Origin of the sequence: Streptomyces sp. NPDC051104 (assembly GCF_040682835.1) — a bacterium.
In the GTDB taxonomy this organism is placed as follows: domain Bacteria; phylum Actinomycetota; class Actinomycetes; order Streptomycetales; family Streptomycetaceae; genus Streptomyces; species Streptomyces cynarae.
In genome coordinates, this window is sequence record NZ_JBFBBS010000030.1 from 44,008 (window position 1) to 69,985 (window position 25,978).

Consider the following 25,978-nt stretch of genomic DNA (forward strand, 5'->3'; position numbering starts at 1 on the left):
TACTCGGTGACCACATGGTCGAAGTGAAGGCCGTCCTCACCGAAGTAGTCGACGAAGCCCGACCGTATCCGGGCGGGAATGCCGACGTGCCGCAGGAACGAGCAGTGCAGCAGCGGGAAGTCACGGCAGATGCCGACGAAGCGCTCGCCGGGCTCGCGGCGCTGGGACAGCGGGGCGTCGTTGCGCGATGACGATGCGCAGGATGTCGTCGATGTAGCGCGTCTCGGCGTCGTTGTGCAGGCGATCTCGAGGGATGGCGTACTCGAAGAGGTCGCCCTCCAGGCGGTGGACCGTCAGGTCCCGGGCGATCCGGGCCAGTCGGCGCGGATCGGCGGGCAGGGCAGCGTAGAGCGGTGCGAGTTCGCCGAGGTCGGAGAACGGGCTGTGGGAGGCATAGAAGGCGGCGGCGTCCGGGGGGAGGCTCAGGTTGGGCATGCGCGCCACCGTCCCAAGATTCCCCGGTGAATGTCCATGGATGGAAACGGCCGCGCCCCGCGTCCAGTTCCTCACCGGACGCGGGGCATCGGTCCCCGTCCGTCGGCGTCTCAGCTGCCCAGGGCCTGGCGCAGGGCCTTGGTGGCCTTCGCGACGGCGGACTTGGCGGCCTCCGTGTTCGCGAGGCCGTTGAGCATCACGAAGTCGTGGATCATCCGCGGGTAGTGGGTGGCGGTGACGGGGACGCCCGCGGCGCCCAGCTTGGCGGCGTACTGGCGGCCCTCGTCGGACAGCACGTCGCTGTCGGTGATGACCAGTGCCTTGGGCAGGCCGCTCAGCTCGGTGGTGGTCGCGCGCAGCGGGGAGGCGGTGGGCCGGCTGCGGACCGAGGTGTCCGGGGCGTACTGGTCCCAGAACCACTTCATGCCCGCGGCGGTCAGCCAGCACCCGGTGGCGAAGCGCCGGTAGGACTCGGTGGTGAAGTCGGCGTTGGTGACCGGGTAGAACAGCACCTGCTGGGCCAGCTTGGGGCCGCCGCGCTGCTTGGCCATCAGGGTGACGGCGGCGGTCATGTTGCCTCCGACGCTGTCGCCGGCCACGGCGAGCCGGGAGCCGTCGACGTTGATGTCGTCGCCGTGCTGGGCGACCCACTGGGTGGCGGCGTAGGCCTGCTCGTTCGCGACGGAGTACTCGGCCTCCGGCGACCGGGTGTAGTCGACGAAGACCACCGCGGCCTTGGCGCCGTCGGCGATCTGCCGTACCAGCCGGTCGTGGGTGGAGAAGTCGCCGAGGACCCAGCCACCGCCGTGGAAGTACATGACGGCCGGCAGCCTGCCGGTCATCCCGTGCGGCCGCACGATGTGCAGGGAGACGGAACCGGTGGGACCGCCGGGGATGGTCCGCGTGGTGATGTCGGCGGGCAGCTTGGACACCGGGTAGGCGGCCTGGAGGTTCAGGAGCGACTGGCGGGCGGCGTCGGGCGTCTGGTTCTGGATCGGCGGGCCGTCCGCCGCGGCGAGCTTGTCGAGAAACGCCTGGGCGCCGGGTTCGAGGGTCATCCGAGGGTCGCCGCAGGGCGCCTTGGGGGTGGCGGCGGCCGCCGGGGTGGCCAGGGCCGGGACGACCGCGAGAGCCGCGGTGGCGAGCAGCGCCGTGAGACCGGACAGGGGCTTCAGCGGGGACCGGGAGCGTCGGATGGCGCTCATGGGCGTCCTCCTTCCGAGGGTCACTTCGTCAGCGAGCCTTGCTGCACTCCCCTCCGTTCGGCCCGCCGGGGTGGGCCGATGGGGTGGCGCCGTACGGCCGCCCGGGTGAGCGGCGGACCGGTGCGGTTTGCGGGCCCAGCCGTTGCCGGATGAGGACGGCCGACGCAGTCGGTCGTGCGGGCGCCACCCTCAGGTGTCACCGTACGAGGGGACGGAAAGGGGACGGAAAGGGGACGGCGATGGGTGACCTCCTACTCATGCGGCACGGCGAGACCGAGTGGTCCCTGGCCGGCCGGCACACCGGGCGGACCGATGTCCCGCTGACCGAGCGCGGCCGGGAGCAGGCGCGCCGGCTGGCTCCGCTGATCGCGCGGCATCATGTGGCCGCCGCGTTCGTCAGCCCGATGCAGCGCGCCCGGGAGACGGCACGGCTGGCCGGGATCGGCGGGGCGCAGGTCGACACGGACCTGTCGGAGTGGGACTACGGCGGGTACGAGGGGGTCACGACCGTCGAGATCCACCGGACGCGGCCGGAGTGGTTCCTGTTCACGGACGGTGTCACGCCCGGGCCGCCCGAGCATCCCGGGGAGAGCCCGGAGGAGGTCGGGGCGCGGGCGGAGCGGATGCTCGCCAAGATCGACGCGGCGCTCGCGGAGTCGGAGGGCAGCGTGGTCGTCGTCTCGCACGGGCACTTCCTGCGGGTGCTGACCGCCCGGCGGCTCGGGCTGCCCGCCTCGGCGGGGGCGCTGTTCCAGCTCTCGACGGGGACGGTGAGCCGGTTGAGCACGGAGCACCGCCGCCATGTCGTGGCCGGGTGGAACGTCAGACCCGACGCGTACTGTTCCCACGGGTCCCTCTCCGCGGGGGAGGCGGGGCCGTCCGAAGAGCACTGAGACGCTGAGGGGAGGGGCCGTGATCCGACCGCCGACCGCCGCGCAGCGGCGCCTGATAGAGGCCGCCGATCCCGTGACCGGGCGGCTGGAGGGCACACAGGCCCAGCTCGCGGCGCTGGTGAAGCGGGGGCTGGCCTTCCGGCATCCGCGTCCGCCGCACGACCACTTCCTGACCCCGGCGGGGCATCGCATACGGGAGACGCCCGCCGAGGAACCGGCGCCGGGCTCCCCGGCCGCGGCGGACTCCGGCGTGTTCGCGGCTCGGGTCGGCGGCGAGGAGGACGGGGATGCGGGGCCCGCCCGGATGCGCGAGGTGCACAGCGCCTGGCAGGGGCTGCTGGAGCTGCGCCGGATGACCAATCCGGGCGGCGCCACGGACCGCCCGTGCGGCTGGGAGCGGACGCATCTGGTGCGGGCCGCCGCGCTCGCCCTGGAGGCGGCAGGGCACCGGCCCGCCACCGGCGACCAGGGAAGCGGCTACCGGGTGCTCGCGACCCCGCAGCCGGAGGCGGTCGCGGTGCACGAGCCGGACCTCACGGCGCTGCGCGCCTGCGCGGCCACGCTGGAGCAGGCCGGCTGGCAGGTGAGCGAGCACACCGAGCCGCGCACGCGGGCACGTTATCTGCTGGCGTCCCCTCGGCGGGTGTGAGGGGCATGCCAGGATCGGTGGTCCTGAGCGCCGAGTTGAAGAAGGGGAAGCCGTGAGCGAGCCGTTTTCCGTCCGGGTCACCGTCCGGGGCTACGAGACCGACGCCCTGGGGCACCTCAACCAGAGCGTCTACCTGCAGTACGCGGAACACGCCCGCTGGTGCGTGCTCCAGGAGGCCGGGGTGGGCCAGTCCGAGTTGCTGTCCAAGGGTGTCGGCCCCGTGGTCCTGGAGACGACCATCCGTTATCTGCGGGAGCTGCGCGCGGGCGACGAGGTCGAGGTGACGTGCGCCTTCGAGTGGGGCGAAGGCAAGACGTTCCGGGTCGCGCAGACCATACGGAAGACGGACGGCACCGTCTCCGCCGAAATAGCCTCGGTCGGCGGCCTGCTGAACCTCGAGGAGCGCAGGCTGGTGTCCGACCCGCAGGGCTACTTCCGGGCACTGGCGGGCAGGCCGGAGCTGTTCGGCCTGTGAGCGCCGGGGGCTCGGCGGCCGACTGAGACCGACTCACCCCGCCGAGACCGTCCCCGGGGCGCGCACGTCCCTGCGCGCCCCGGGGACGGTCGCCGTGGGCCCCGTTCGGGGTCACGGCCACCGGCCGGGAGCCGTCCCTCCCGGCCGGAGTCTTCGACGGACGCTCAGCCCTGTTCGGCGACCCGCGCCAGGCGCCGGGCCTCGTCCCGCGTGGAGCGGGCGATGGCGTCCTCGTCGGCGGTCAGCAGCCTGCCGTGCTCCACGATCTGGCGGCCGTTCACGAAGGAGGCGGTGACCGGTGCCGCGGCGCCGAGGACCAGCGCCGTCACCGGGTCGGCGATCGAGGAGTGGGCGAGCGTGTCCATCCGCCACAGCACCAGGTCGGCCAGCTTGCCCGGCTCCAGGGAGCCGATCTCCCGTGCGCGGCCCAGCACCCGGGCGCCGCCGTAGGTGCCGAGGCGCAGCGCCTGCCGGGCGTTCAGGGCGGCTTCGCGGTGGGCGCCCAGGCGGTTGATGAGGAGTGCGTTGCGCAGTTCGGTGTGGAGTTCGCCGGACTCGTTGGAGGCGGTGCCGTCCACGCCGAGGCCGACCGGGACGCCGGCGGCGAGCATGTCGGGTACGCGGGCGATACCGGCGGCCAGGCGGGCGTTGGAGGACGGGCAGTGGGCGACCCCCGTCCCGGTACGGGCGAAGGCGGCGATGTCGGAGTCGTTCATGTGGACGCAGTGCGCCATCCACACGTCCTCGCCGAGCCAGCCGGTGGACTCGAAGTAGTCGGTCGGGCCCATGCCGAACAGCTCGTGGCAGAACTTCTCCTCCTCCACCGTCTCCGAGCCGTGGGTGTGCAGCCGTACGCCCTTTCTGCGCGCCAGCTCCGCTCCCTGCCGCAGGAGTTCGGTCGACACCGAGAAGGGCGAGCAGGGGGCCACGGCCACCTGCGTCATGGCGTCGAAGGAGGGGTCGTGGTGCTCGTCGACGGTCGCCTCCGTGGCGGCCAGCGCGCCCTGAAGCGTCTCGACGGCGAAGTCCGGCGGCAGTCCGCCGTCGGACTCGCCCCGGTCCATCGAGCCTCGGGCGAGGGTGAAGCGGACTCCCATCTCGCGGGCGGCGCGGATGATCGCGCCGGACAGGTCGCCGGAGCCCCTCGGGAAGACGTAGTGGTGGTCCATGGCGGTGGTGACGCCGCCGCGGGCCATCATCGCGAGCGATCCCTGGGCCGCCGCGTACACCATCGGCTCGTCGATGCGCGCCCACGTCGGGTACAGCGCGACGAGCCAGTCGAACAGGTTGTGGTCGGTGGCCAGGCCCCGGGTGATCCACTGGTAGAAGTGATGATGGGTGTTGACCAGGCCCGGGGTGACGAGGTGGCCCGTCGCGTCGATGCGGCGCACGACGTTCTCCAGGCCCTCGGGGGCCGCGCCCGGGCCGACCGCCTCGATGCGGTTGCCGGCGATGACGACGTGTCCGCTCGCGTACTCGGTGTCGTGCGCGTCGACGGTCGCGAGGGCGCAGTTCTCGATGACGGTGCGCTGGGCTGTCATGGTTCGTGGTTCTCGCTTCCGTCACAGGTTGGTGAGGTCCACCGGGATCCGCGCCTGGCACCCGTCCCGCAGGACGGTGGCCTCGATCAGGCCGTAGGGGCGGTCGGCGGCGAAGTACACCTCGTTGTCGTTCTTCAGCCCGAACGGCTCCAGATCCACCAGGAAGTGGTGCTTGTTCGGGAGCGAGAAGCGGACCTCGTCGATCTCGGCGCGATGCTCGATGATGCGGGCGCCCATCTGGTAGAGCGTCTGCTGCAGGGAGAGGGAGTATGTCTCGGCGAAGGCCTGGAGCAGGTGCTTCTTCGTCTGCTCGTAGGACGTCTCCCAGTCGGGCATCTCCTGGGCGTCATCCGTCCAGTTGAAGCGCCAGCGGCCGGTGACGGAGGTGGCCAGGATGCGGTCGTGGGCCTCGGGCAGCGTCGTGTACTTGTCCTTGACGTAGCCCCAGAACTCGGAGTCGGTGGAGTTCATCACCGTCAGGTCCTTCAGGCCGGAGACCACCTCCCACGACGAGCCGTCGTAGGTGATCTGTGTCAGGCGGGTCTCCTGGCCTGTTCGGACGAAGGAGTGCGCGCCCTTCCCTGAGTGCTCGATCCGGTCCCAGGCGTACTCCTCGATGCGGATGCGGGCCCGGTGGATCGGCTGCTGCGAGGTCACGAAGTGGCGGGCGAGGTGGATGCCGAACTGCTCGGCGGAGTCGATGCCGTGCTCCTTGGCGAACGCGTACACCGTGTTCTTGGTGGTGTCGGTCGGCAGCACGTTGGCATTGGAGCCCGAGTAGTGGACCTCGTCCATGTCTCCGCTCAGCGACACCGAGACGTTGAGGTCCTTGATGTGGTGGGTGGCGCCGTCCCGCGTGATCCTGACGACCCGGTTCTCGGCCTTGCCGTACTGGTTCTGTCCCAGCACAGGGTGGGCCGGGCGGGAATTGACTGCTGCCATGTGTGCTAACTCCCTCGGTAAACGGAGTAGCCGAACGAGGTGAGCAGCAGCGGTACGTGGTAGTGCTCGCCCGGCACGACGGCGAACGTGACCGTCACCTCCGGGAAGAACGCTCCTTGTGCACCGCTGTCCCGATTCGCGGGGGCGTCCTGCTGCGCATCGGCTTGCTTCTTGTCGGACCTCTCGAAGTACGCCTCGACCGCGAAGTCGAGCCGTACGTGGGTCGTCTCTTCCGGCAGGGCCGGAAGGTCCTTGCACCGGCCGTCCGCATCGGTCACGGAGCCGCCGAGCGCCTGCCAGTCCGCGTCCCGGCCGGGACGGGCGGCGAGGCGGACGGCGACGCCCGTCGCGGGGCGGCCGATGCTGGTGTCCAGGATGTGCGTGGACACGGAGGCGGTGGTGCGATTGCTCATGCGTGGTCGCCCTCTTCGACGATGCGTGCCAGCCGGATGCGGTTGATCTTGCCCAGTTCGGTGCGGACGATCTCCCGTTCCTGCTCCGGCGCGTTGCCGATCCGCTCCTTGACCGCGTCCCTCATCTGCTCGCCGGTCTTCCCGGTCGCGCAGATCAGGAAGACGTGGCCGAACCTCTCCTGGTACGCCAGGTTCAGCTCGAGCATCTCCGCCTTGAGCTCGTCGGAGGCGCCGGCCATGCCCCGCTGCTCACGTGCCGAGGCCGGGTCACCCGGCTCGGGCCGGCCGATCGGCGGGTGCCCGGCCATGGCCTCCTCGAGATCCGCGGTGGTCAGCTCCGCCATGGCGGCGTCGTTCGCGGCGTAGAGGTCCTCGGCGGTGGCGTAGGGGCGCCCGGCGAGCAGCCGTCCGGCCCAGGCCCTGGACGTGCACACCTCGTGGAGGGCGGCGCGGGCCGCGGGTTCCTCCAGGGCGCTGAAGCGGGCGAGACCCGGCGGCATGGGAGTGGACGTCACGGGCGCCTCCGTGGCCTTGGTCCTTGAGCGGCTGCGAACAGCTAACGCCCTCCACCCACACGCGGTCAACAGTCTGTTGAAAATTCGGGGTCAACAAGCCGGGGTGAACTACAAGCCGGGGTGAGCCGCTCACCGGCGTGCGGGCCGAGCCGCTCACCGGCGCGAAGGCCCCTCAGGACTCCTTCTCGCGGTTGAGGTAGTTGTAGACGGTGAACCGGCTGACGCCGAGCGCGCTCGCGACGGTCTCCACTCCGTGGCGCACGGAGAAGGCGCCGCGCGCCTCCAGGGTCCGTACGACCTCCTGCTTGGCCTTGCGGTCCAGTTCGGAGAGGGGTTTGCCGCGCTTGCGCTCCATGGCGGCCAGGATGTGATCCAGCGAGTCGGCGAGCTGCGGCAGGCGTACGGCGACGACGTCGGCGCCCTCCCAGACGAGCACCACGTCGTCGGGACCGGCCTGGTCCGGGGGCAGCATCTCACCCCCCATGGCGTCGACCAGCGGTTTCACGGCCGTGATGAACGGCTCGTCCCCGGTGCCGGTCACTTGTCCTCTCCGATCACGTTGACCTGCAGCGAGATCCGGGTGGCACCGGCCTGGAGGGTCTTGCGCAGCAGCGCGTCGACGGCGGTGAGCACGGCGTCGGTGCGGCCCTCCGCGGTGTTGCCGAACGGGCCGACGTCCACGGCGTCCAGGTCGGCGGCCCCGATGACATCGCGGGCCACCAGCGCGTGCGCGGGCGCCTCATCGAGGTCGAAGGGCTCGGTCGTGAACTCCACCCTCAAACGCATACTGCCCCCAACCACCGACTGACCTGCGCCTGACCTGCGCCTTCACCAGGACCGCCCGTTGCGGGGACACGCCCGGCAGCGACTCTAACGGAAGCGGGGCCGCTGTGGACGGCGGTCGCGGAGGGCGGTCAGGGCAGGGGCTGTTCCAGGGACTGTTCGGTCCAGATGATCTTGCCGTCGGCGGTGTAGCGGGTTCCCCAGCGCTCGGTGAGCTGCGCGACGAGGAACAGTCCGCGCCCGCCCTCGTCCTCGTTCCGAGCGCGCCGCAGCCGGGGTGAGGTGCTGCTGCCGTCGGAGACCTCGCAGATCAGCGCGCGGTCCCGAAGCAGGCGCAGCTGGACGGGGCCGGTGGCGTGCCGGATGGCGTTGGTGACCAGCTCGCTGGCGACCAGCTCGGCGGTGTAGCCGAGTTCGTCCAGGCCCCAGGCGGACATCTGGCCGGTGACCGCCTCACGCGCGCGGGAGACGACCGCCGGATCACTCAGGAACTCCCACTCGGCGACCCGCTCCGGGCCGAGCGCGTGCGTCCGGGCCACGAGCAGGGCCACGTCGTCGCTCGGCCGGGACGGGAGCAGGGCGTCGAGGACGGCCTCGCAGGTGTCCTCCGGCGCCCGGCCGGGGCAGGCCAGGACGCTGCGCTCCTCGGGCTGTTCGCGCTGTTCCTCGCCTATGTGGCGGTGCGGGAGTCGCGGGACGACACACCGGTGTTCCGGGACGCGGAGCTTTACGAGGCGTACTCCCTCGCCCGGGGCTCCGGGGACGCCGCACCGGTCCGCCGGGAGGCGGACGCCGGCGCGATCACGGCGGAACGGACCCGCGCGGGAGCACCGCCGGGTGACGGGCTGCTCGCCCAGGTGCGCGAACGGTCCGGCTGGACGGGGCTCGGCCTCGCCGTGCTCGCCCTGGCCGGCCTCGTCGTCGGCTCCGCCATCACCGGCATCGGCACCAAGGGCATCCTGCAGACGTACGGGCTTCAGGGAACCGTCTTCGGCGCGACCATCGTGACGGTGGTGCTGACGGTCGAGGACATCTTCCTGACCGTGGAACCGGCCCGGAAGGGGGCACCGGAGATCGGGGTCGGCAACGTCATCGGCAGCGTCGTCTTCTCGGTCACGGGCAAGCTCGGCATCGTCCTGCCGGCGGGCAGCGTGGTCATCGACCGGAGCGTCCTGACCTGGCATCTGCCCGCGCTGCTCGTGGTGAACGGGCTCGGGGCGTATGTCGTCTCCACCGGGCGGCTCAGGCGCCGGCACGGTTTCGCGCTGCTCGCGCTGTACGTCGTGTACTGGGTTGTGAGTTTCACCGGATTCGGAGTGGTTCCTGCCGATACATCCTGACGGTGCCGGGCACCGGCTCCACCTCCCGCGACGGACGCGCCTCCCTGCCGCGTAGAGCAGAGGAAGGGATCCGTACAGGGAGGGGAGTGCTCCGTGGCAGGGCGAGTGTTCAGGCATGCGTTCGGGGGTGCGTTCAGGGGAGTCAGGGGGACGGCGGTCGCGGCGGCGGCCATGGCGGCGCTCACCGCTTCGCAGGCGCCGGGCGCGGTGGCGGCACGGGCCTCCGAGCCCGCGCGGCCGGACGCCCCCGCCGAGCACGGGCCGAGCGTGTCCGGCGACACCCCGTACCGCACCCAGCTGCCACCGCTGCGCACGGGGAAGCCGGACCGGGGCGGACGGTCGGCGGCGGGCGGCGCGGGGGCGTTGCCCGCGACGGTGTTCGCCGCCTACCAGCACGCCGAGGCGGAGCTGGCGCGCACCGCGCCCGGATGCCATCTGCGCTGGCAGTTGCTGGCCGCGATCGGCCAGGTGGAGTCCGGGCAGGCGTGGGGCGGCCGGGTGAGGCCGGACGGCACGACGGTGACGCCGATCCTGGGACCGCGGCTGACCGGGGGCCCCTACGCCGTCGTACGGGACACCGACGGGGGCGCCTACGACGGGGACCCGGTGTACGACCGCGCGGTCGGGCCGATGCAGTTCATCCCCTCCACCTGGGCCCGCTGGGGCGCGGACGGCAACGGTGACGGACGGGACGACCCGGACAACGTCTTCGACGCGGCGCTCGCGGCGGGCCGCTACCTGTGCGCGGGCGGCCGGGACCTGTCGGACCCCGCGCAACTGGACCGGGCCGTCCTGGGCTACAACGCCTCGCAGGAGTATCTGCGGACGGTCAGAGCGTGGTACTTGTACTTCCTGCATGGGCACCGCGTGGTGCCGGACCTGCCCGGCGGCGCCGCGGCGTCGCACGGACCGAAGCCGTCCCGGCAGGCCAGCACGGCGCAGTCCTCACCGAAGCCGTCCGGCCACCGCCCGGGCGCGGCACCGTCCCCGGCCCCGTCGGCCACGGTCTCCGAGCCCTTCCCCACCCCGTCCCCGTCCCGTACGGCCGGGGTGCCACAACAGACGGACGCCCCGCCGCCGCTGCCCGTGCCCACCCCGAGCATCGGGCTGCCCGGCACCGGGGTGCTGCCCAGTGGGGGCCCGCTGACCAGCAACAGTGCGGACACGATGGGCTCCGCCCCCTCCCCAACCGCGGATACTGGGCGGTAATGTCGCCACCCGCCGGGTGCACAGGACCGGCGGGTGAGCGCAAAGGGGCCCTCATGGCGACGGACATGCCTGCTGAGACAGGGGCGGCCAGGGACGCGGAGACACACGCGGCCCACGACCGGTGGAAGCGCATGTGGAGCCACCGGGAGCACCTGCTCAAGGTGGCCCGGCGGCGGTCGATGAGCCTGGAGGACGCCGAGGACGCGGTGCACGAGGCGATGCTGCGTGCCGCGGAGCGCCCGGACCTCGACGACGAGCGTCTCGGCGCCTGGCTGACCACGGTGACCATGCGGCTGTGCGTGGACCGGTACCGGCAGGTCAACCGCGAGGCCGAGGTGCGCAGCAGCCCCACGCTCCTCACGCCGGGCCCGGTGCCCGTCGACGAGGCGGTGTGCGACCGGGCCGAGGCCCGGTGGCTCGCCGTGCGCAGCGGGGAGTTGCCGGCGCGCCAGGCGGAGGCCCTGCGGCTGAAGTCCGAGGACCTGGACGTCAGCCAGGTCGCCGTGCGGATGGGCCTGAGCTACCGGACCGTCGAGTCGCTGCTGGCCCGGGCCCGGCGGACGCTGCGCGCCTCGCTGGCCGGGACGCTCGGCGCCGTGCTGTTCCTGCTCGGGCGTGGACGGCCGCGCGGGGCCGGCAAGGCACAGACGGTGGCGGTCACCTCGACCGCGGCGACGCTGGTGGTGGCGGGGTTCGTCCTGCCGCAGACGCTGGGCGGAGGCGGCGGCGCCACTCAGGCGCCGGTCCCGCGTCCTGCGGTGACGCACAGCGCCCAGGCGCTCCGCACCGACAGCACCGAGAGCACGGAGCGGCTTCGTACGCCGCGAACGCGCACCGCCTCGCACAGGACGCGGACGCCGGCCGGCCGGGAGACGGCCCGCACACCGGGCACCGGCTCACCGCTGTCCCTGTCCGTGCCGTCCCTGCCGGAGGTGTCGTCGGCCCCGCTCCCGACGTTGTCGGCGCCCGGGATCCCCGGCGTGCCCACGGTGCCGAAGCTGCCGGTCCCGTCCGCCACCCCCTCGCTTCCGTCGGTCCCGACGGGCATTCCCTCCCTGCCGTCCGCCTCGCTGCCCGTGCCCACCCCGAGCGCGCCTTCCGTGAAGCTGCCGTAGGACCCGTCGGCAACGCCGCCGTAGGCCCTGCCGACGCGTCCGAAAAAATTTCCGCTTCCTCGCGACGGACCCCCCGCCCCTCCCCGTAGAGCAGATGTCGGAGCTGCTCACGCGGGCGAAGGGTGGAGCGCGGATGGGTGTCGAGATCTGTGTGGAAGGGCTGACCAAGTCCTTCGGACACCAGGTCATCTGGCAGGACGTCTCGCTGACGCTGCCCGCCGGGGAGGTCTCCGTGATGCTCGGCCCCTCCGGCACGGGCAAGTCCGTGTTCCTCAAGACACTCGTCGGGCTGCTCAGACCCGAGCGCGGCTCGGTGAAGGTCGCGGGCCGGGACATCACCAGGCTGCGCGAGCACGAGCTGTACGAGGTGCGGAAGCTGTTCGGGGTGCTGTTCCAGGACGGCGCGCTGTTCGGCTCGATGAACCTGTACGACAACATCGCCTTCCCGCTGCGTGAGCACACCCGCAAGTCCGAGTCCGAGATCCGGCGGATCGTGCTGGAGAAGATGGACATGGTCGGTCTGCTCGGCGCCGAGGGAAAGCTGCCCGGTGAGATCTCCGGCGGTATGCGCAAGCGGGCCGGGCTCGCCCGGGCGCTGGTGCTCGATCCGGAGATCGTCCTCTTCGACGAGCCGGACTCGGGCCTCGACCCGGTGCGCGTGGCCTACCTCAACCAGCTCATCGTCGACCTCAACGCACAAACCGGCGCCACCTTCCTGATCGTCACCCACGACATCGCCTCGGCCCGCCAGGTCCCCGACAACATCGGGCTGCTGTTCCGCCGCGAACTGGTGATGTTCGGGCCCCGGGAAAAGCTGCTGACCAGCGACGAGCCCGTGGTGCGCCAGTTCCTGAACGGCCGGATGCAGGGGCCCATCGGCATGGCGGAGGAGAAGGACGCCGCCCAGGTCGAGCAGGAGCTGGCGCGTCTGGACGACAGCGCGCCCCAGGAAATGACTCCCCGGCTGCTGCCGGGCCCGGGCATCACCCGCCCGCCCCGCTGGGAGGCCATCGCCAGACGCGAGGCCGCACTGCACCGGAAGGAGGCCGCCGGCGCATGAGCCTGTCCCCCACCGCGCCACTGCGCCACTCGGGCAACCTGTTCGCGCTGGCACTGGACGTCGTACGAACGCTGCCCCGACGGCCGTTCCAGGCGCGGGAGTTCATCCAGCAGGCGTGGTTCGTCGCGAGCGTCACCATCCTGCCCACGGCACTCGTGTCGATCCCCTTCGGGGCGGTCATCGCCCTGCAGATCGGCAGCCTGACACGGCAGTTGGGCGCGCAGTCCTTCTCCGGTGCCGCCTCCGTGCTGGCGGTGCTGCGCGAGGCGTCGCCGATCGTCACCGCGCTGCTGATCGCGGGCGCGGGCGGCACCGCGATCTGCGCGGACCTCGGGGCGCGCAAGATCCGTGAGGAGATCGACGCGATGCAGGTGCTCGGCATCGACCCGATCCACCGGCTCGTCGTCCCCCGCGTGCTGGCGTCGATGGTGGTGGCCGTCCTGCTCAACGGCCTGGTGTCCGTCGTCGGTGTCGCAGGCGGCTATTTCTTCAACGTCGTCCTCCAGAACGGCACGCCGGGCGCGTACCTGGCGTCCTTCACCACCCTCGCGCAGCTCTCCGACCTGTGGGCGGCCGAGATCAAGGCGCTGGTGTTCGGGGCGATCGCCGCGATCGTCGCCTCCTACAAGGGGCTCAACGCGAAAGGCGGCCCGAAGGGTGTCGGGGACGCCGTCAACCAGTCGGTGGTGATCACCTTCATGTTGCTGTTCGTGACGAACTTCGTGATGACCGCGGTGTACTTCCAGATCGTCCCGCAGAGGGGTTGAGCGATGCGACCTCCACTACCCCTGCGGCTCCTCGAGCGGCCGCTGCGCTCCCTGGAAGACCTGGGCGCCCAACTCTCCTTCTACGGCCGTTCACTGGCGTGGACGGGCCGCACCCTGCGCCGCTACAAGAAGGAGATCCTGCGGCTGCTCGCCGAGGTGAGCTTCGGCCGGGGCGCGCTCGCCGTCGTCGGCGGCACGGTCGGCGTGATCGCCTTCATGTCGTTCTTCACCGGCACCGAGGTCGGCCTCCAGGGCTATGCCGCCCTCAACCAGCTCGGCACCTCCAACTTCGTGGCGTTCCTGTCGGCGTACTTCAACACCCGGGAGATCGCGCCGCTGGTGGCCGGGCTCGCCCTGTCCGCGACGGTCGGCGCCGGCTTCACGGCGCAGCTCGGCGCGATGCGGATCAGCGAGGAGACCGACGCGCTCGAGGTGATGGGCGTGCCCTCGCTGCCGTTCCTGGTGACGACCCGCATGATCGCCGGGTTCGTCGCCGTGATCCCGCTGTACGTGATCGGGCTGCTGTCGTCGTACCTGGCCGCCCGCACCATCACGACCGGCTACTACGGGCAGTCGACGGGCACGTACGACCACTACTTCCACCAGTACCTGCCGCCCGTCGACGTGCTGTGGTCCTTCGGCAAGGTGATCGTGTTCGCGGTGCTGATCATCCTGGTGCACTGCTACTACGGCTACCACGCGAGCGGCGGCCCGGCCGGGGTCGGTGTCGCGGTGGGCCGGGCGGTGCGCACCTCGATCGTGGCGATCAACGTCCTGGACTTCTTCCTCAGCCTCGCGATCTGGGGCGCCAACACGACCGTGAGGATCGCGGGGTGAGCCGGTGCGAGCACTGAGACTGAGGTTGTACGGCGTCGCGTTCATCGCCGTGCTGGCGCTGCTGCTGTCGCTCGCGGTGGCGGTCTACCAGCAGGCGTTCACCTCCGTGGTGCCCGTGACGCTCCAGGCCGACAGCCTCGGCAACCAGTTGGAGCCGCGCGCCGACGTCAAGCTGCGCGGGCTGCTGGTGGGCGAGGTGCGCGCGGTGCACGCGGACGGCACGAAGGCGACGCTCGATCTCGCCCTCAAGCCGCAGTACGTCACGTTCATCCCGTCGGACGTGCATGCCCGGCTGCTGCCCAAGACGCTGTTCGGCGAGAAGTACGTCGACCTCGTACCGCCCGCCGGCGACACCGCCCGGCCCATCCGCGCCGGGGACGTCATCGCCCAGGACCGCACGAAGGCCGGCATCGAGTTGCAGCGGCTGATGAACGACCTGCTGCCGCTGCTGCGCACGGTCCGGCCCGGCGAACTCAACGCCACGCTCTCGGCGTTCGCCACGGCGCTGGAGGGCCGCGGCGACCGGATCGGCGACAACCTGACCCGGGTGGAGGCGTATCTGCGCCGCCTCAACCCGCATCTGCCGTCGTTGCAGGAGGACATCTCGCGCTTCGCCGACGTCGCCCAGGTGTACGGGGACGCGGCACCCGATCTGATGGCGATCCTGCGCAACACCGTCACCACCAGCCGCACCCTCGTCGAGAAGAAGGACGAGCTGGCCGCCGCGCTCCGCACCACCGCGACCGTCGCGGACACCGGGCGGGACTTCTTCGGCGAGAACGGCGACCGGTTGATCACCCTCGGCCGGGTGTCCCGGCCCACGCTGGAGCTGTTCGCCCGCTACTCCCCCGAGTACCCCTGCCTCCTGCAGGGCCTGGTCCATCAGGAGCAGGTGTCCGAGGACGCGTTCCGGGGTGGCGAGATGCGGATCACCCTCGAGGTCGTCCGTCCGCAGGGCGCTTACAAGCCCGGCGAGGAGCCGCGCTACGCGGACCGGTCGGGGCCCGACTGCCGGGGACTTCCCCATCCGTCGGTGCCCGGGCCGAAACCCAAGCTCAACGACGGTACGTCGTCCGGTGGTTCGGACGGCGGCGCTCTTCCCGGAGGTGTCGACGTGTCCGCCACCCGGGCCGAACAGCGGGCCGTCGGCTCGCTCGTGGCTCCCGTCATGGGCGTGGCCGCCGACCAGGTGCCGCCCGTCGCGACCCTGCTGTTCGGGCCGCTGGCCCGCGGAACGGCGGTGAGCGTCGCATGAAGACCGCAGGAGCCCGGCAGACCGCGGCACCACTGATCAAGTTCGGACTGTTCGCGCTGGTGACGATCGCGGCGACGGCCCTGCTCGCGGCCACCATCGTCAATGTCTCCTTCACCCCCAAGGACACCTACCACGCTGTGTTCAGCGACGTCACGGGCCTGGAGAACGGCGACGACATCCGGGTGGCCGGGGTGCGGGTCGGCCAGGTCGAGGGCATCCGGATCAAGGACCGGACGCTGGCGGAGATCACCTTCAGCGTGGAGGCGGACCGGCCACTGCTCACCAGTACCCACGCGATCCTCCGTTACCGGAACCTGGTCGGGCAGCGGTACGTCGCGCTGACCGAGGGCGCGGGCGACGGCACCCGGCTGCGGCCCGGCGGCACCATCCCGCTGTCCCGGACCCAGCCGGCGCTGGACCTGAACGCGCTGCTGAACGGCTTCAAGCCGCTGTTCGCCGCGCTCAGCCCGGACGACGTCAACCAGCTCGCCACCGAGATCATCCAGACCCTGCAGGGCGAGGGCTCCACCGTGAACAGCCTGCTCGCGCACACGGCGTCGCTCACCACGACACTCGCCGACCGGGACCAGCTGATCGGCTCGGTGATCGACAACCTCAACACCGTGCTGGACACGCTCGACCGGCGCGGCGCGCGCTTCTCCGCGCTGATCACCCAGCTGCGGCGGCTGGTCTCCGGGCTGTCCGCCGACCGCAAGCCCATCGGGGACTCCCTGGTGAGCATCGGCGACCTCACCGAGGCCACCTCCGGGCTGCTCGAGGACGCTCGTCCGCCGCTGAAGGACGACATCGCCGGGCTGAACCGGCTCACCGGAACGCTGAACAGGAACGAGAAGACCGTGGAGGGTGTGCTGCAGCGGCTGCCGAACAAGCTGAACGCGCTGACGGGGACGGCGTCGTACGGCTCGTGGTTCAACTTCTACCTGTGCGACTTCGACGGCCGGATCGTGCTGCCGAAGACGAAGCAGATCATCACCCCCGACTTCCATGTGGCGCAGGCGAGGTGCGGCGCATGAGGACGCCCGTCACGCCCGGCAGGACCCGGCGCCCCGAGCCCCTGGTGAAGGTGCGGGTCCTGCCCCCGAAGCTGCCGACGGTCCGCCTGCTGCCCCGCAGGCCGAGCCGGCCGGAGCCTCTCGTGAAGGTGCGGGTCCTCCCCCCGAAACTGCCCATGACGGCCCGCCCCCTGCCTCGCCGGACCCGGGGCCCCGAGCCCCTGGTGAAGGTGCACGTCCTGCCGCCGAAGCTGCCCGCGATCCGGCTGCGCCGACCACGGCTGAAGCCGTTCCGCGATGGCAATCCCGTCGTGGTCGGTGCCGTGGGCCTCCTCACTCTCGCCCTGCTGACCGTCGCCGCGTTCAACGCCGACAGCCTGCCCTTGATCGGCGACGGCGAGACGTACGACGCGGCCTTCTCCGAGGCGGGCGGACTCAAGCCGGGCGACGAGGTGCGGATCGCCGGCGTCAAGGTCGGCAAAGTCGAGGGCGTCGACCTCGACGGCGACCACGTGAAGGTGACGTTCAAGGTCAAGGGCGACCCGGCGATGGGCACCGCGACGAGCGCCGCGATCCGGGTGAAGACGATCCTGGGCGCCAAGTACCTGGCGTTGTACCCGAAGGGGCCCGGCCGGCTGAAACCGGGCGGAGAGATCCCGATCGGGCGGACGGTGTCGGCGTACGACGTGGTGCAGGCGTTCAGCGATCTGACCACCACGACGGAGAAGGTGGACACCCAGCGGCTGGCGAAGGCCATGGACACCATCTCCACCACCTTCCAGGACTCTCCCGCCGAGGTGAAGGCCTCCATCCAGGGGCTGTCCCGGATCTCCCGGACGATCGCCTCGCGCGACCAGGCCCTGGGTGACCTCCTCAAGCACGCGAACGGGGTCACCGGGGTGCTGGCCGAGCACACGAAGGACTTCTCCGCCCTGGTGAAGGACGGAGACAAGCTCTTCCAGGAGATCAGCGAGCGGCGCGAGGCGATCCACACGCTGCTCAAGAGTTCGGCGGCGCTGGGCATCGAGCTGTCGGGCCTGGTCGACGACAACCAGAAGGAGATCGGACCCGCGCTGCAGAACCTCAACACGTTCGTCCGGATGCTGGAGCGCAACCAGGCCGGCCTGGACCGCAGCGTCAGCCTGCTCGCGCCCTACGTCCGGCTGTTCACCAACACCCTCGGCAGCGGCCGCTGGTTCGACTCCTACGTCCAGAACCTGGTCGCCGCCCCGGTGGTGCCGCGCACGGGAGGCTCCCAGTGAACAAACGCTTCCGGCAGGCCCTGGCCCTGCTCACCGTGCTGGCGGTGGTCGCCGTCGTCACCGTGCTGCTGTGGCCGCACCCGCGTACGGTCCGCGTCACCGCGTACTTCCCGCGCACCGTCGGCATCTACCCCGGCTCCGACGTCCGCGTCCTCGGCGTCCGTATCGGCCAGGTCCGGAAGATCACACCTCAGGGCGACCGGGTGCGGGTGGACCTGGAGTACGACGCGGGACGGAAGGTCCCCGCGGGCGTCCAGGCCGCCATCATCAACTCGTCGGTGGTCAGCGACCGTTATGTGCAGCTGCTGCCGGTGTACCGCAAGGGCCCGGTGCTGCGGGACGGCGCCGTCATCCCCGAGTCGCGCACGGCCGTGCCCGTCGAGCTCGACCGGATCTTCGACAGCCTGCACACCACGGCCGACGCGCTCGGCCCGAAGGGCGCCAACAAGGACGGCTCCCTGTCGCGGCTGCTGGGGGTGAGCGCGGACAACCTCAAAGGCCAGGGCACGAACCTCAACCAGTCCGTCGAGGACCTCTCCCAGGCGGTCACCACGCTGTCCGACGGCCGGGGCGACCTGTTCGGCACCGTGCGCAACCTCCAGGTGTTCACGGCGGCGCTGGCGGCCGACGACCAGAGCGTGCGGTCGTTCAACGACAGCCTCGCCGAGGTGGCAGGGCAGCTCGCCGGGGAGCGCACGGACCTCGCCGCCGCGCTCAAGTACCTGGGGACGGCGCTCGCCGACGTCTCCGACTTCGTGAAGCACAACAAGACGGCACTGACCTCGGACGTCGAGGGCCTGAGCAAGGTCACCCAGGTCCTGGTCACGCAACGGGCCGCACTGGAGGAGCTGTTGGACGTCGCCCCGACCGGCCTGTCGAACCTGCAGAACGCCTACAACCCGTCCGCCGGCACCCTCGACACCCGCAACAACGCCCAGGCCCCGCAGGACCCGGCGTCCCTGCTGTGCTCCCTGCTGAAGACCACCGGCGACGCGGGCGGCAAGAACCCCGACTGCGCACAGCTGCGGAAACTCTTCGACTCGCTGCCCGAGCTTCCCGCCGCCCCCACGGGCACGGGCACGGTCGACCGGACCCTCGGCGGAATCCTCGGGGGCGCGGCATGAGCGCGCGGCGCACGGGCCGGACGGTCGCGTGGACGGCGGCCGGTTCGCTGCTGCTGTCCGGGTGCGGGTTCAACGGCTGGTACGACATCCCGCTGCCCGGCGGCGCCGCCTCCGACGGCCACGCCTACCACGTCACGGTGGAGTTCCGGGACGTCCTCGACCTGGTGCCGCAGTCGGCGGTCAGGGTCAACGACGTCACCGTGGGCGCCGTCGAGAAGGTCGAGCTGGACGGCTGGCACGCGCGGGTGCGGCTGCGTGTGGCCGACTCGGTGAAGCTGCCCGCCAACGCGGTCGCCGACCTCAGGCAGACCAGCATCCTGGGTGAGAAGTACGTGGCGCTGTCCGCGCCGACCGGCTCCGCCTCCGTGGGCCGGCTGCGCGACGGCGACGTGATCCCGCTGTCGCGCAGCGGCCGCAACCCGGAGATCGAGGAGGTGCTGTCCGCGCTGTCCGCGCTCCTCAACGGCGGCGGCGTGGCCCAGCTCAAGACCATCACCGTGGAGCTGAACAAGGCCCTGGACGGCCGCGAGACGAGGGTCCGGTCGCTGCTGGAGCAACTCGACACGTTCCTGGGCGGCCTGGACCGGCAGCGCTCGGAGATCGTCCGCGCGCTCAAGGGCATCGACCGGCTGGCCAAGCGGCTCGGAACGGAGAAGGAGACGATCGCCCAGGCCGTCGACACGATCCCGCCCGCCCTGAAGGTACTGGCCGACCAGCGGCGCGACCTGACCAAGATGCTCACCGCGCTGTCCAAGCTCGGCACCACCGGCACCCGCGTCGTCAACGCCTCGCGGGACGACACCGTCACCAACCTGAAAGAACTCCGGCCGATCCTGCAACAGCTGAACAAGGCGGGGGACGACCTGCCGGGCTCCCTGGAGCTGCTGACGACGTACCCGTTCCCGCGCAACGCGGTCGACGCCGTGAAGGGCGACTACGTCAACCTGAGGATCACCGCCGACCTCGACCTGGCGGACCTGTACGGCAATCTCGCCAACGAGCCCGGCAAGGGCGGCAAGAGCGGCGGATCCGGGAAGCAGCCGGTTCCGACGCCCTCCCTGCCCGGTCTGCCGAGCGTCCCGGTGCCGGTGCCCACCACGCTGCCCAGCGCCCCGGGTCTGCCGAAGGTGCCGAAGCCGTCGGTCACCCCCTCCGCTCCCTCGGGCGGCGGCGGTCCGCTGTGCCCGCCGGTGTGCACCGCGAGCTACGGCACATCCGACGGGGCGCGCCGCCTGCCGCCGGGGATCGACCTCGCGCTCGCCGAGCTGATGCTGAAGGGGATACAGCCGTGATCACCCGTATGGTCAAGGCCCAGCTGGTCGCCTTCGCCGCGGTCACCGCCGTCGGGGTGTCGTACGTCGGCGCCGAGTACACCGGCCTGGCGGACGATCTGCTCGGCCGGGGCTACACGGTCACCGCCGACTTCGCCGCGTCGGGCGGCATCTTCTCCGGAGCCGAGGTCACCTACCGCGGGGTGCCGGTGGGCCGGGTGGGCGCCCTGCGGTTGAGCGGCTCGGGGGTGTCGGTGGCCCTGGACATCAACGACGGCGCGCCGAAGATCCCGGCCGACACCCTGGCGGTGGTCGCGGACCGGTCGGCCGTGGGTGAGCAGTACGTCGATCTGCAACCCCGGCGCTCCGGCGGCCCCTACCTGATGGACGGCAGCACCGTCCCGCGCAGCCGCACCCGGGTGCCGCTGCCCGTCACCGATCTCGTCCTGAGTCTGGACCGGCTGGTGAACTCCGTCGGCAAGGACGATCTGCGCACCACCGTCGACGAGCTGGGCAAGGCGTTCGCCGGTACCGGACCGAACCTGAGCCGCCTGGTGGACTCCGGCAACCAGCTCGTCGAGTCGGCGTCCGACTCGCTCCCGCAGACGGTGTCGCTGATCGAGGACTCGCGGAAGGTGCTCAAGACGCAGACCGACAAGGGATCGGCGATCAAGTCGTTCTCCCGCGATCTGGCCGCGCTCAGCGCACAGTTGAAGTCGAGCGACGGGGACCTGCGCCGGGTCGTCGGCAACGCGGCGCCCGCCGCACAGGAGGTGGACTCACTGCTGCGGTCCACCCGGCCGACCCTTCCGGTCCTGTTGTCCAACCTGATCAGCGGCGGCCAGGTCACCGTTGCGCGGTTGCCCGGCGTGGAGCAGGCCCTCGTCACCCTCCCGGTGGTGGTCGCGGGCAGCTACACCGTCATCCCCGGCGACGGCACCACCCACTTCGGGCTCACCGTCAACGCGAACGACCCGCCCGCGTGCACCCAGGGTTACGGAACCCAGCGGCGCGACCCCTCGGACACCGGAACGCGCGCAGCGAACACCGGCGCCCACTGCACGGCGCCGCGCGGCAGCGCCACCGCGGTGCGCGGCGCGCAGAACGCGCCCGGCGCGTCGTCCGGTTCGGGCGACGCGAACCAGACCGCGTACGTCACCCCGTACGACCCGGAGACCGGCACCGCGACCGGCCCGGACGGGACGCCCGTCGAGATCGGCTCGGCGGGCGGCGAACAGACCGTCTTCGGAAAGGAGTCGTGGCAATGGCTGCTGGTCGGACCGATGTCATGAGATGGGGACGCTCCCGGGTGCTCTCCGCCGGGCTCGTCGTCGCCACCGTGGTGACGACCGTGCTGTCCGTCTGGCTGGGCCTCCGGGTCGCCGACCGGCGCGCCGAGGAGCAGCGCCGGCAGGACATCCTGGCGGCGGCCCGGCAGTCGGCGCTGAACTTCACCTCGCTCGACTACCGGCACTACGACCGCGACAGCGAGAACGTGCTGAAGGGCGCGACGGGCCAGTTCAAGAAGGAGTTCGCCGCGCAGACCGCGGAGTTGACGAAGCTCGTCGCCCAGAACAAGTCGGTGTCCGAGGGGCAGGTCCTCGATGCGGGCATCGTCCGCTCCGACGCCGACTCGGCCCGTGTCCTGGTGGTCGCCGACAGCAAGGTGACCAACACCGCCGCGCCTCAGGGGCAGGCGCGCACCTACCGGCTGCAGCTCGACCTCGTGCGCGAGCACGAGCGGTGGCTGACCTCCGACGTCGAGTTCGTGGGCTGACCCACGCCACCACAGTTGAGGAGAGTGACCGTGGCGAACCAGACCACCAAGGTCCGCGGCGCCGGGACCCCCGCCCGACGCACCCTGACGGCTGCCGCACGGGCGGCGGCCAAGCGCTCCGCACGGTCGGAACGCGAGGTGCCCGAGGACCGCGAGGAGCTGCACTCCTCGCGTACCCTGCTGATCGATCGCCCGGACGGCTGGGACGACCCGCCCGAGCCGAGCGCCGAGGAGGAGCCGGAGCAGCTCACGCCGGGGCCCGTACGCGGACGCAGGCTGCTGACCGCGGCGCTGTGCGTCCTGCTCGTGGCGGGCCTGGTCGCGGTCGCCGTCCTCGGATGGCAGTACCGGGAGGGCCGGCTGGCGGGCCAGGCGCGGAGTCAGGCGCTGACGGCCGCCAAGGAGGCCGCGCCTGTCGTGCTGTCGTACGACTACCGGCACCTGGACCAGGACTTCGCCCGGGCCCGCGGCCATCTGACCGGCGGCTTCCGTGACCAGTACCTGAAGACCACGAAGACGGTGGTCGGTCCCACGGCGGCGAAGTACCACGGCGTGGTGAAGGCGACGGTGGCGGCGGCCTCGGTGGTGTCGGCCGCGCCCGACAGGGCAGTCGTCCTGCTGTTCGTCAACCAGACCACGCAGAGCACCCAGGTGTCGGGATCGCGCCTGGATCTGAACCGGGTGCGCATGACGCTCACCCGCACGTCCACGGGCTGGAAGGTGAGCGCCGTCGACGCCCTCTGACCGACGCCCCCGCTGTGCCCCCGCTGTGCCCCCGCGCGGTCCGCGCGGGGGCACTTTCGTGCGCGCTCTTGACAGTGTCCACCGCACACCGGCACGATTCCATTAAGCAGAAACCTTATTCCACCATATGGAATTGCAGAGTCGTTCGATGAGAGCGAGATCCAGGGAGCGCCGCACGATGGGATTCGCAGACCAGCGCTACACCGTCAACCTGTCGATCCTCTTCACGGAACTCCCGCTCCTGGACCGCCCCGCGGCCGCCGCGGCGGCGGGCTTCACCGCGGTCGAGCTGTGGTGGCCCTGGGTCGGCGCTCCCACGCCCGGGCGGTCCGAACCGGCCGCCCTGAAGAGGGCGATCGAGGCCGCGGGCGTGCGGCTCACGGGGCTGAACTTCTACGCCGGTCAGTTGCCGGGCCCGGACCGCGGCGCACTGTCGGTCCCCGGCGAGGAGTCGGAGAAGTTCCGCGCCAACGTGGAGGTGGCGGCCGAGTTCGCCGAGTCGCTGGGCTGCAGGTCGCTCAACGCGCTGTACGGCAACCGCGTCGACGGCGTCGACCCGGCCGAGCAGGACGCGCTCGCACTGGAGAATCTGGCCCTCGCGGCGCGGGCGGCGGACCGGATCGGTGCGACGCTCCTGATCGAGGCTCTGAACGAGCCGGAGTCGCCACTGTACCCGCTGGTGTCCGCTCCGGCCGCCGTCGAGGTGGTCGACAGGGTCAACCAGGCGACGGGACTGGGCAATGCGCGCTTCCTGATGGACCTGTACCACCTGTCCATGAACGGCGAGGACCTGCCGCAGGTGGTCGAGCGGTACGCGGACCGGACGGGCCACGTCCAGATCGCCGACAACCCGGGCCGCGGCGCGCCGGGCACGGGGACGCTGCCGCTGGAGGACCTGCTCGACCAGTTGCGGAAGGCGGGCTACGAGGGCCGCGTCGGCCTGGAGTACAAGCCGGGCGACCGCCCGAGCGCGGAGACATTCGACTGGCTGCCGGTCCAGGCCCGCGCCGCCCACTGAACGGCAACTCCCAGACTTACCGCAGCAGCGAGAAAGGCACCCTTGATGACCGCACACCCCAAGATCGCCTGGATAGGCCTCGGCATCATGGGCTCCCCCATGTCCGAGAACCTGATCAAGGCGGGCTACGACGTCACCGGCCACACCCTGGAGCAGGAGAAGCTGGACCGCCTGGCCGCCGCCGGAGGTACCGTGGCCGGCTCGGTCGCCGAGGCCGTGCGGGACGCCGACGTGATCATCACGATGGTGCCTGCGTCTGAGCAGGTCGAGGCGGTGGCGTACGGCCCGGACGGCATCCTGGAGAACGCCCGGCCCGGCGCCCTGCTGATCGACATGTCCTCGATCACCCCGCAGACCTCGATCGACCTGGCCGCGGCCGGGCGGCAGAAGGACATCCGGGTGCTCGACGCACCGGTGTCCGGCGGCGAGGCCGGCGCGATCGAGGCGGCACTGTCGATCATGGTCGGCGGCGACCAGGCCGACTTCGAGTACGCCGAGCCGATCTTCGAGACGCTGGGCCGGACCATCGTCCGGTGCGGCCCGCACGGCTCGGGCCAGACCGTGAAGGCCGCCAACCAGCTCATCGTCGCCGTGAACATCCAGGCGTGCGCCGAGGCCGTGGTCTTCCTGGAGAAGTCGGGCGTGGACCTGAGGGCGGCCCTCGACGTCCTGGGCGGCGGACTCGCCGGCTCCACCGTGCTGACCCGCAAGAAGGACAACTTCCTCCACCGCGACTTCAAGCCGGGCTTCCGTATCGACCTGCACCACAAGGACATGGGCATCGTCACGGACGCGGCCCGCGCGGTCGGCGCCGCCCTGCCGGTGGGCGCGGTGGTCGCCCAACTCGTCGCGAGTCTGCGCGCGCAGGGCGACGGCGGCCTGGACCACTCGGCCCTGCTGCGAGGCGTGGAGCGCCTGTCCGGCGCCCAGGTCTGACGCCGAGACCTCCGGGCCGCGTCGGCGCCGACACTTGTCCTGTCGCGCCAAGGCGCCGCCGCGGCCCGGACCCGACCCTTCGTCGGGATCATCGTGCCGCATGCGGTGCGTCGGCCGGCCGGCGCCTCCTATCGGCTCGTCCTTCCGCTGTCACTGCTGTTCGGCGCGGGATTCCTGGTCCTCGCCGACGCTCTGGCCCGCACCGTTGTGGCACCGGCCGAACTGCCCATCGGCGTCGTCACCGCACTGATCGGCTCACCGGCATTCATCTGGATCCTGCGCTCCACCCGGTCGGTGCGGACGTGAGCGCACCCGCCTCAGCCGGGCTCGACGTGGCCGGGGTGGATGTCGACCTGGACCGCGCCCCGGTCGTGCGCGCGCTGTCCTTCGCCGTCCCCTCGGGCGGCTGGCCGGCGCTGATCGGCCCCGACGGCGCGGGCAAGTCGACGCTGCTCCGCGCCATCGCCGGTCTGCTCCCCCACCGCGGCACGGTCGTCGTCGGCGGCACCGACGTCGAGCGCCTGCGCGCCCGGGGAAGGGCCCGGCTGATCGCCTACGTGCCGCAGGCACCCGTACTGCCACCGGACATGACGGTCCAGGAGTATGTGCTGTTGGGGCGCACGCCCCACCTCGGCTACCTCGCGAGCCCCGGCGAACGGGACCGCAAGGCCACGGCGCGCACGCCGGCCGCGCTCGACCTCACCCACTAAGCCGCTCGCCGCCTGTCCGAGCTCTCCGGCGGCGAGCGGCAACGCGCCGCGCTGGCCCGGGCCCTGGCCCAGGAACCCCGGCTGCTGCTGCTCGACGAACCCACCTCCGCCCTCGACTTCGGACACCAGCAGCACGTTCTCGACCTGGTGGACGAACTGCGCAGCAGGCGGCGCCTGGCGGTGGTCACCACGCTGCACGACCTGACCACGGCCGCCCAGTACGCGGACCGGTTGGTCCTCCTCGACAAGGGACGCGTCGCGGCGGGCGGCACACCCGCCGAGGTCATCACCGAGGGCGTGGTAGCCCGTGTGTACGCGGCACGGGTGTCGGTGACCACGGGCACCGAGGGCCGTCCCGTGGTCACCCCGCTGCGCGGCCCCGGCGTCGTCGGCCTCCGACGCGGTTCAACTCACGCTGAGGCGAACCGCAACAGGTCGGCGTAGCGCAAGTTCATGCGTTTCTGCCCACGCGCACCGGAGCGTCCCCGAACGAAAGCAGCCTGCGCGACTCCGCCGCACCCCCCCGCGATCACATGCGCACTCAACGTCACCATCGTGCCACGGCGGCACAGGCCGGGGCAGCCGATCGGGCAACTCCCGGTACGGCTGTTACCCGGTGCGGCAGGGCCGGGAGAGGAGCGCCCCGGAGCCGTCGCGTCCACCGTGGCCCCCGGGGTGCGGATCCGGCG

29 protein-coding genes and 3 pseudogenes are annotated in these 25,978 nt (G+C 71.6%); 22 read left to right on the forward strand and 10 right to left on the reverse strand.

Annotated features, from left to right (window positions below):
* Positions 1–23: 23 nt before the first annotated feature.
* The 3 genes and pseudogenes from AB0N14_RS29885 to AB0N14_RS29895 all read right to left on the reverse strand — a co-directional run.
* Positions 24–170, reverse strand: a pseudogene (locus AB0N14_RS29885) (transglutaminase domain-containing protein); the annotation flags it as partial.
* Complete coding sequence (locus tag AB0N14_RS29890) at positions 121–435, reverse strand: hypothetical protein (protein WP_366028807.1); 315 nt, start codon at positions 433–435, stop codon at positions 121–123. The gene AB0N14_RS29890 and the pseudogene AB0N14_RS29885, both read right to left, overlap by 50 nt.
* Positions 436–545: 110 nt before the next feature.
* A complete protein-coding gene (locus AB0N14_RS29895; RefSeq protein ID WP_366028808.1) occupies positions 546–1,640 on the reverse strand; it encodes an alpha/beta hydrolase in 1,095 nt (364 codons plus the stop codon).
* A gap of 239 nt (positions 1,641–1,879) precedes the next feature.
* Between AB0N14_RS29895 and AB0N14_RS29900 the strand changes: the two genes are divergently transcribed.
* The 3 genes from AB0N14_RS29900 to AB0N14_RS29910 are packed head-to-tail and all read left to right on the forward strand — an operon-like array spanning position 1,880 to position 3,657.
* Positions 1,880–2,533, forward strand: coding sequence for a histidine phosphatase family protein (locus AB0N14_RS29900; RefSeq protein ID WP_366028809.1), 654 nt, complete (start codon positions 1,880–1,882; stop codon positions 2,531–2,533).
* A gap of 19 nt (positions 2,534–2,552) precedes the next feature.
* Complete coding sequence (locus AB0N14_RS29905) at positions 2,553–3,182, forward strand: hypothetical protein (protein ID WP_366028810.1); 630 nt, start codon at positions 2,553–2,555, stop codon at positions 3,180–3,182.
* A gap of 52 nt (positions 3,183–3,234) precedes the next feature.
* Positions 3,235–3,657, forward strand: coding sequence for an acyl-CoA thioesterase (locus tag AB0N14_RS29910; RefSeq protein WP_366028811.1), 423 nt, complete (start codon positions 3,235–3,237; stop codon positions 3,655–3,657).
* Positions 3,658–3,821: 164 nt separating this feature from the next.
* Here the strand turns inward: AB0N14_RS29910 and AB0N14_RS29915 are convergent, their stop codons facing one another.
* From AB0N14_RS29915 to AB0N14_RS29945, 7 genes and pseudogenes are all read right to left on the reverse strand, one after another.
* Positions 3,822–5,198, reverse strand: coding sequence for an 8-oxoguanine deaminase (locus AB0N14_RS29915; RefSeq protein ID WP_366028812.1), 1,377 nt, complete (start codon positions 5,196–5,198; stop codon positions 3,822–3,824).
* A 21-nt stretch (positions 5,199–5,219) separates the two neighbouring features.
* Complete coding sequence (gene pucL / locus AB0N14_RS29920; RefSeq protein WP_366028813.1) at positions 5,220–6,140, reverse strand: factor-independent urate hydroxylase; 921 nt, start codon at positions 6,138–6,140, stop codon at positions 5,220–5,222.
* A 5-nt stretch (positions 6,141–6,145) separates the two neighbouring features.
* Positions 6,146–6,553: a hydroxyisourate hydrolase gene (gene uraH / locus AB0N14_RS29925; protein WP_366028814.1), complete on the reverse strand. Its 408-nt coding sequence runs from the start codon at positions 6,551–6,553 to the stop codon at positions 6,146–6,148.
* The gene (gene uraD / locus AB0N14_RS29930) at positions 6,550–7,068 is read right to left on the reverse strand and encodes a 2-oxo-4-hydroxy-4-carboxy-5-ureidoimidazoline decarboxylase (RefSeq protein WP_366028815.1); all 519 of its coding nucleotides are present in this window, start codon (positions 7,066–7,068) and stop codon (positions 6,550–6,552) included. The genes uraH and uraD overlap by 4 nt, the downstream gene beginning before the upstream one ends.
* Positions 7,069–7,240: 172 nt before the next feature.
* A complete protein-coding gene (locus AB0N14_RS29935) occupies positions 7,241–7,609 on the reverse strand; it encodes a helix-turn-helix domain-containing protein (RefSeq protein ID WP_200418135.1) in 369 nt (122 codons plus the stop codon).
* Positions 7,606–7,854 (reverse strand): hypothetical protein, encoded by a 249-nt coding sequence (locus tag AB0N14_RS29940; RefSeq protein WP_366028816.1) that lies wholly within the window; start codon positions 7,852–7,854, stop codon positions 7,606–7,608. The genes AB0N14_RS29935 and AB0N14_RS29940 overlap by 4 nt, the downstream gene beginning before the upstream one ends.
* Positions 7,855–7,982: 128 nt before the next feature.
* Positions 7,983–8,492: pseudogene (locus AB0N14_RS29945) on the reverse strand (ATP-binding protein); the annotation flags it as partial.
* Positions 8,493–8,747: 255 nt separating this feature from the next.
* On the opposite strand from AB0N14_RS29945, the gene AB0N14_RS29950 reads away from it, so the two are divergent.
* From AB0N14_RS29950 to AB0N14_RS30040, 19 genes and pseudogenes are all read left to right on the forward strand, one after another.
* On the forward strand, positions 8,748–9,191 hold the full coding sequence (locus tag AB0N14_RS29950; protein WP_366028839.1) for a hypothetical protein: 444 nt from the start codon (positions 8,748–8,750) through the stop codon (positions 9,189–9,191).
* Positions 9,192–9,362: 171 nt separating this feature from the next.
* On the forward strand, positions 9,363–10,400 hold the full coding sequence (locus AB0N14_RS29955) for a lytic transglycosylase domain-containing protein (RefSeq protein WP_366028840.1): 1,038 nt from the start codon (positions 9,363–9,365) through the stop codon (positions 10,398–10,400).
* A gap of 53 nt (positions 10,401–10,453) precedes the next feature.
* The gene (locus tag AB0N14_RS29960) at positions 10,454–11,515 is read left to right on the forward strand and encodes a sigma-70 family RNA polymerase sigma factor (protein WP_366028817.1); all 1,062 of its coding nucleotides are present in this window, start codon (positions 10,454–10,456) and stop codon (positions 11,513–11,515) included.
* Positions 11,516–11,648: 133 nt separating this feature from the next.
* Positions 11,649–12,575, forward strand: coding sequence for an ABC transporter ATP-binding protein (locus tag AB0N14_RS29965; RefSeq protein WP_200418147.1), 927 nt, complete (start codon positions 11,649–11,651; stop codon positions 12,573–12,575).
* Complete coding sequence (locus AB0N14_RS29970; RefSeq protein WP_200418148.1) at positions 12,572–13,342, forward strand: ABC transporter permease; 771 nt, start codon at positions 12,572–12,574, stop codon at positions 13,340–13,342. The genes AB0N14_RS29965 and AB0N14_RS29970 overlap by 4 nt, the downstream gene beginning before the upstream one ends.
* Before the next feature lie 3 nt (positions 13,343–13,345).
* Positions 13,346–14,179 (forward strand): ABC transporter permease, encoded by an 834-nt coding sequence (locus tag AB0N14_RS29975; RefSeq protein ID WP_366028818.1) that lies wholly within the window; start codon positions 13,346–13,348, stop codon positions 14,177–14,179.
* Positions 14,180–14,183: 4 nt separating this feature from the next.
* Positions 14,184–15,434 carry an MCE family protein gene (locus tag AB0N14_RS29980; RefSeq protein ID WP_366028819.1) on the forward strand — a complete coding sequence of 417 codons (1,251 nt, stop codon included), beginning with the start codon at positions 14,184–14,186 and terminating at the stop codon, positions 15,432–15,434.
* Positions 15,431–16,468, forward strand: a complete 1,038-nt coding sequence (locus AB0N14_RS29985; protein WP_366028820.1) for an MlaD family protein — start codon at positions 15,431–15,433, stop codon at positions 16,466–16,468. Before AB0N14_RS29980 ends, AB0N14_RS29985 begins: the two co-directional genes overlap by 4 nt.
* Before the next feature lie 260 nt (positions 16,469–16,728).
* The gene (locus AB0N14_RS29990; protein ID WP_366028841.1) at positions 16,729–17,709 is read left to right on the forward strand and encodes an MCE family protein; all 981 of its coding nucleotides are present in this window, start codon (positions 16,729–16,731) and stop codon (positions 17,707–17,709) included.
* A complete protein-coding gene (locus tag AB0N14_RS29995; RefSeq protein ID WP_366028821.1) occupies positions 17,706–18,833 on the forward strand; it encodes an MCE family protein in 1,128 nt (375 codons plus the stop codon). Before AB0N14_RS29990 ends, AB0N14_RS29995 begins: the two co-directional genes overlap by 4 nt.
* A complete protein-coding gene (locus tag AB0N14_RS30000) occupies positions 18,830–20,125 on the forward strand; it encodes an MCE family protein (protein WP_366028822.1) in 1,296 nt (431 codons plus the stop codon). The genes AB0N14_RS29995 and AB0N14_RS30000 overlap by 4 nt, the downstream gene beginning before the upstream one ends.
* Positions 20,122–21,396 carry an MlaD family protein gene (locus tag AB0N14_RS30005; protein WP_366028823.1) on the forward strand — a complete coding sequence of 425 codons (1,275 nt, stop codon included), beginning with the start codon at positions 20,122–20,124 and terminating at the stop codon, positions 21,394–21,396. Before AB0N14_RS30000 ends, AB0N14_RS30005 begins: the two co-directional genes overlap by 4 nt.
* On the forward strand, positions 21,393–21,881 hold the full coding sequence (locus AB0N14_RS30010) for a hypothetical protein (protein WP_366028825.1): 489 nt from the start codon (positions 21,393–21,395) through the stop codon (positions 21,879–21,881). Before AB0N14_RS30005 ends, AB0N14_RS30010 begins: the two co-directional genes overlap by 4 nt.
* Before the next feature lie 30 nt (positions 21,882–21,911).
* Positions 21,912–22,625 (forward strand): hypothetical protein, encoded by a 714-nt coding sequence (locus AB0N14_RS30015; protein WP_366028826.1) that lies wholly within the window; start codon positions 21,912–21,914, stop codon positions 22,623–22,625.
* Between the two features lie 178 nt (positions 22,626–22,803).
* Complete coding sequence (locus tag AB0N14_RS30020) at positions 22,804–23,643, forward strand: TIM barrel protein (RefSeq protein WP_366028827.1); 840 nt, start codon at positions 22,804–22,806, stop codon at positions 23,641–23,643.
* 45 nt (positions 23,644–23,688) lie between these two features.
* Complete coding sequence (locus AB0N14_RS30025; protein WP_366028828.1) at positions 23,689–24,579, forward strand: 2-hydroxy-3-oxopropionate reductase; 891 nt, start codon at positions 23,689–23,691, stop codon at positions 24,577–24,579.
* 87 nt (positions 24,580–24,666) lie between these two features.
* Positions 24,667–24,885: an iron chelate uptake ABC transporter family permease subunit gene (locus tag AB0N14_RS30030; RefSeq protein WP_366028842.1), complete on the forward strand. Its 219-nt coding sequence runs from the start codon at positions 24,667–24,669 to the stop codon at positions 24,883–24,885.
* A 65-nt stretch (positions 24,886–24,950) separates the two neighbouring features.
* Positions 24,951–25,385, forward strand: a pseudogene (locus AB0N14_RS30035) (ABC transporter ATP-binding protein); the annotation flags it as partial.
* A 51-nt stretch (positions 25,386–25,436) separates the two neighbouring features.
* Positions 25,437–25,733, forward strand: a complete 297-nt coding sequence (locus AB0N14_RS30040; RefSeq protein ID WP_366028843.1) for a hypothetical protein — start codon at positions 25,437–25,439, stop codon at positions 25,731–25,733.
* Positions 25,734–25,978 lie beyond the last annotated feature (245 nt).

Bases quoted from the DNA above. Each gene is read 5' to 3' on its own strand.
- AB0N14_RS29890 (WP_366028807.1), bottom strand. From the start codon at position 435: ATGCCCAACCTGAGCCTCCCCCCGGACGCCGCCGCCTTCTATGCCTCC.
- AB0N14_RS29895 (WP_366028808.1), bottom strand. From the start codon at position 1,640: ATGAGCGCCATCCGACGCTCCCGGTCCCCGCTGAAGCCCCTGTCCGGT.
- AB0N14_RS29900 (WP_366028809.1), top strand. From the start codon at position 1,880: ATGGGTGACCTCCTACTCATGCGGCACGGCGAGACCGAGTGGTCCCTG.
- AB0N14_RS29915 (WP_366028812.1), bottom strand. From the start codon at position 5,198: ATGACAGCCCAGCGCACCGTCATCGAGAACTGCGCCCTCGCGACCGTC.
- pucL (WP_366028813.1), bottom strand. From the start codon at position 6,140: ATGGCAGCAGTCAATTCCCGCCCGGCCCACCCTGTGCTGGGACAGAAC.
- uraH (WP_366028814.1), bottom strand. From the start codon at position 6,553: ATGAGCAATCGCACCACCGCCTCCGTGTCCACGCACATCCTGGACACC.
- AB0N14_RS29940 (WP_366028816.1), bottom strand. From the start codon at position 7,854: ATGCGTTTGAGGGTGGAGTTCACGACCGAGCCCTTCGACCTCGATGAG.
- AB0N14_RS29955 (WP_366028840.1), top strand. From the start codon at position 9,363: ATGGCGGCGCTCACCGCTTCGCAGGCGCCGGGCGCGGTGGCGGCACGG.
- AB0N14_RS29960 (WP_366028817.1), top strand. From the start codon at position 10,454: ATGGCGACGGACATGCCTGCTGAGACAGGGGCGGCCAGGGACGCGGAG.
- AB0N14_RS29965 (WP_200418147.1), top strand. From the start codon at position 11,649: ATGGGTGTCGAGATCTGTGTGGAAGGGCTGACCAAGTCCTTCGGACAC.
- AB0N14_RS29970 (WP_200418148.1), top strand. From the start codon at position 12,572: ATGAGCCTGTCCCCCACCGCGCCACTGCGCCACTCGGGCAACCTGTTC.
- AB0N14_RS29975 (WP_366028818.1), top strand. From the start codon at position 13,346: ATGCGACCTCCACTACCCCTGCGGCTCCTCGAGCGGCCGCTGCGCTCC.
- AB0N14_RS29985 (WP_366028820.1), top strand. From the start codon at position 15,431: ATGAAGACCGCAGGAGCCCGGCAGACCGCGGCACCACTGATCAAGTTC.
- AB0N14_RS30000 (WP_366028822.1), top strand. From the start codon at position 18,830: ATGAGCGCGCGGCGCACGGGCCGGACGGTCGCGTGGACGGCGGCCGGT.
- AB0N14_RS30010 (WP_366028825.1), top strand. From the start codon at position 21,393: ATGAGATGGGGACGCTCCCGGGTGCTCTCCGCCGGGCTCGTCGTCGCC.
- AB0N14_RS30020 (WP_366028827.1), top strand. From the start codon at position 22,804: ATGGGATTCGCAGACCAGCGCTACACCGTCAACCTGTCGATCCTCTTC.
- AB0N14_RS30025 (WP_366028828.1), top strand. From the start codon at position 23,689: ATGACCGCACACCCCAAGATCGCCTGGATAGGCCTCGGCATCATGGGC.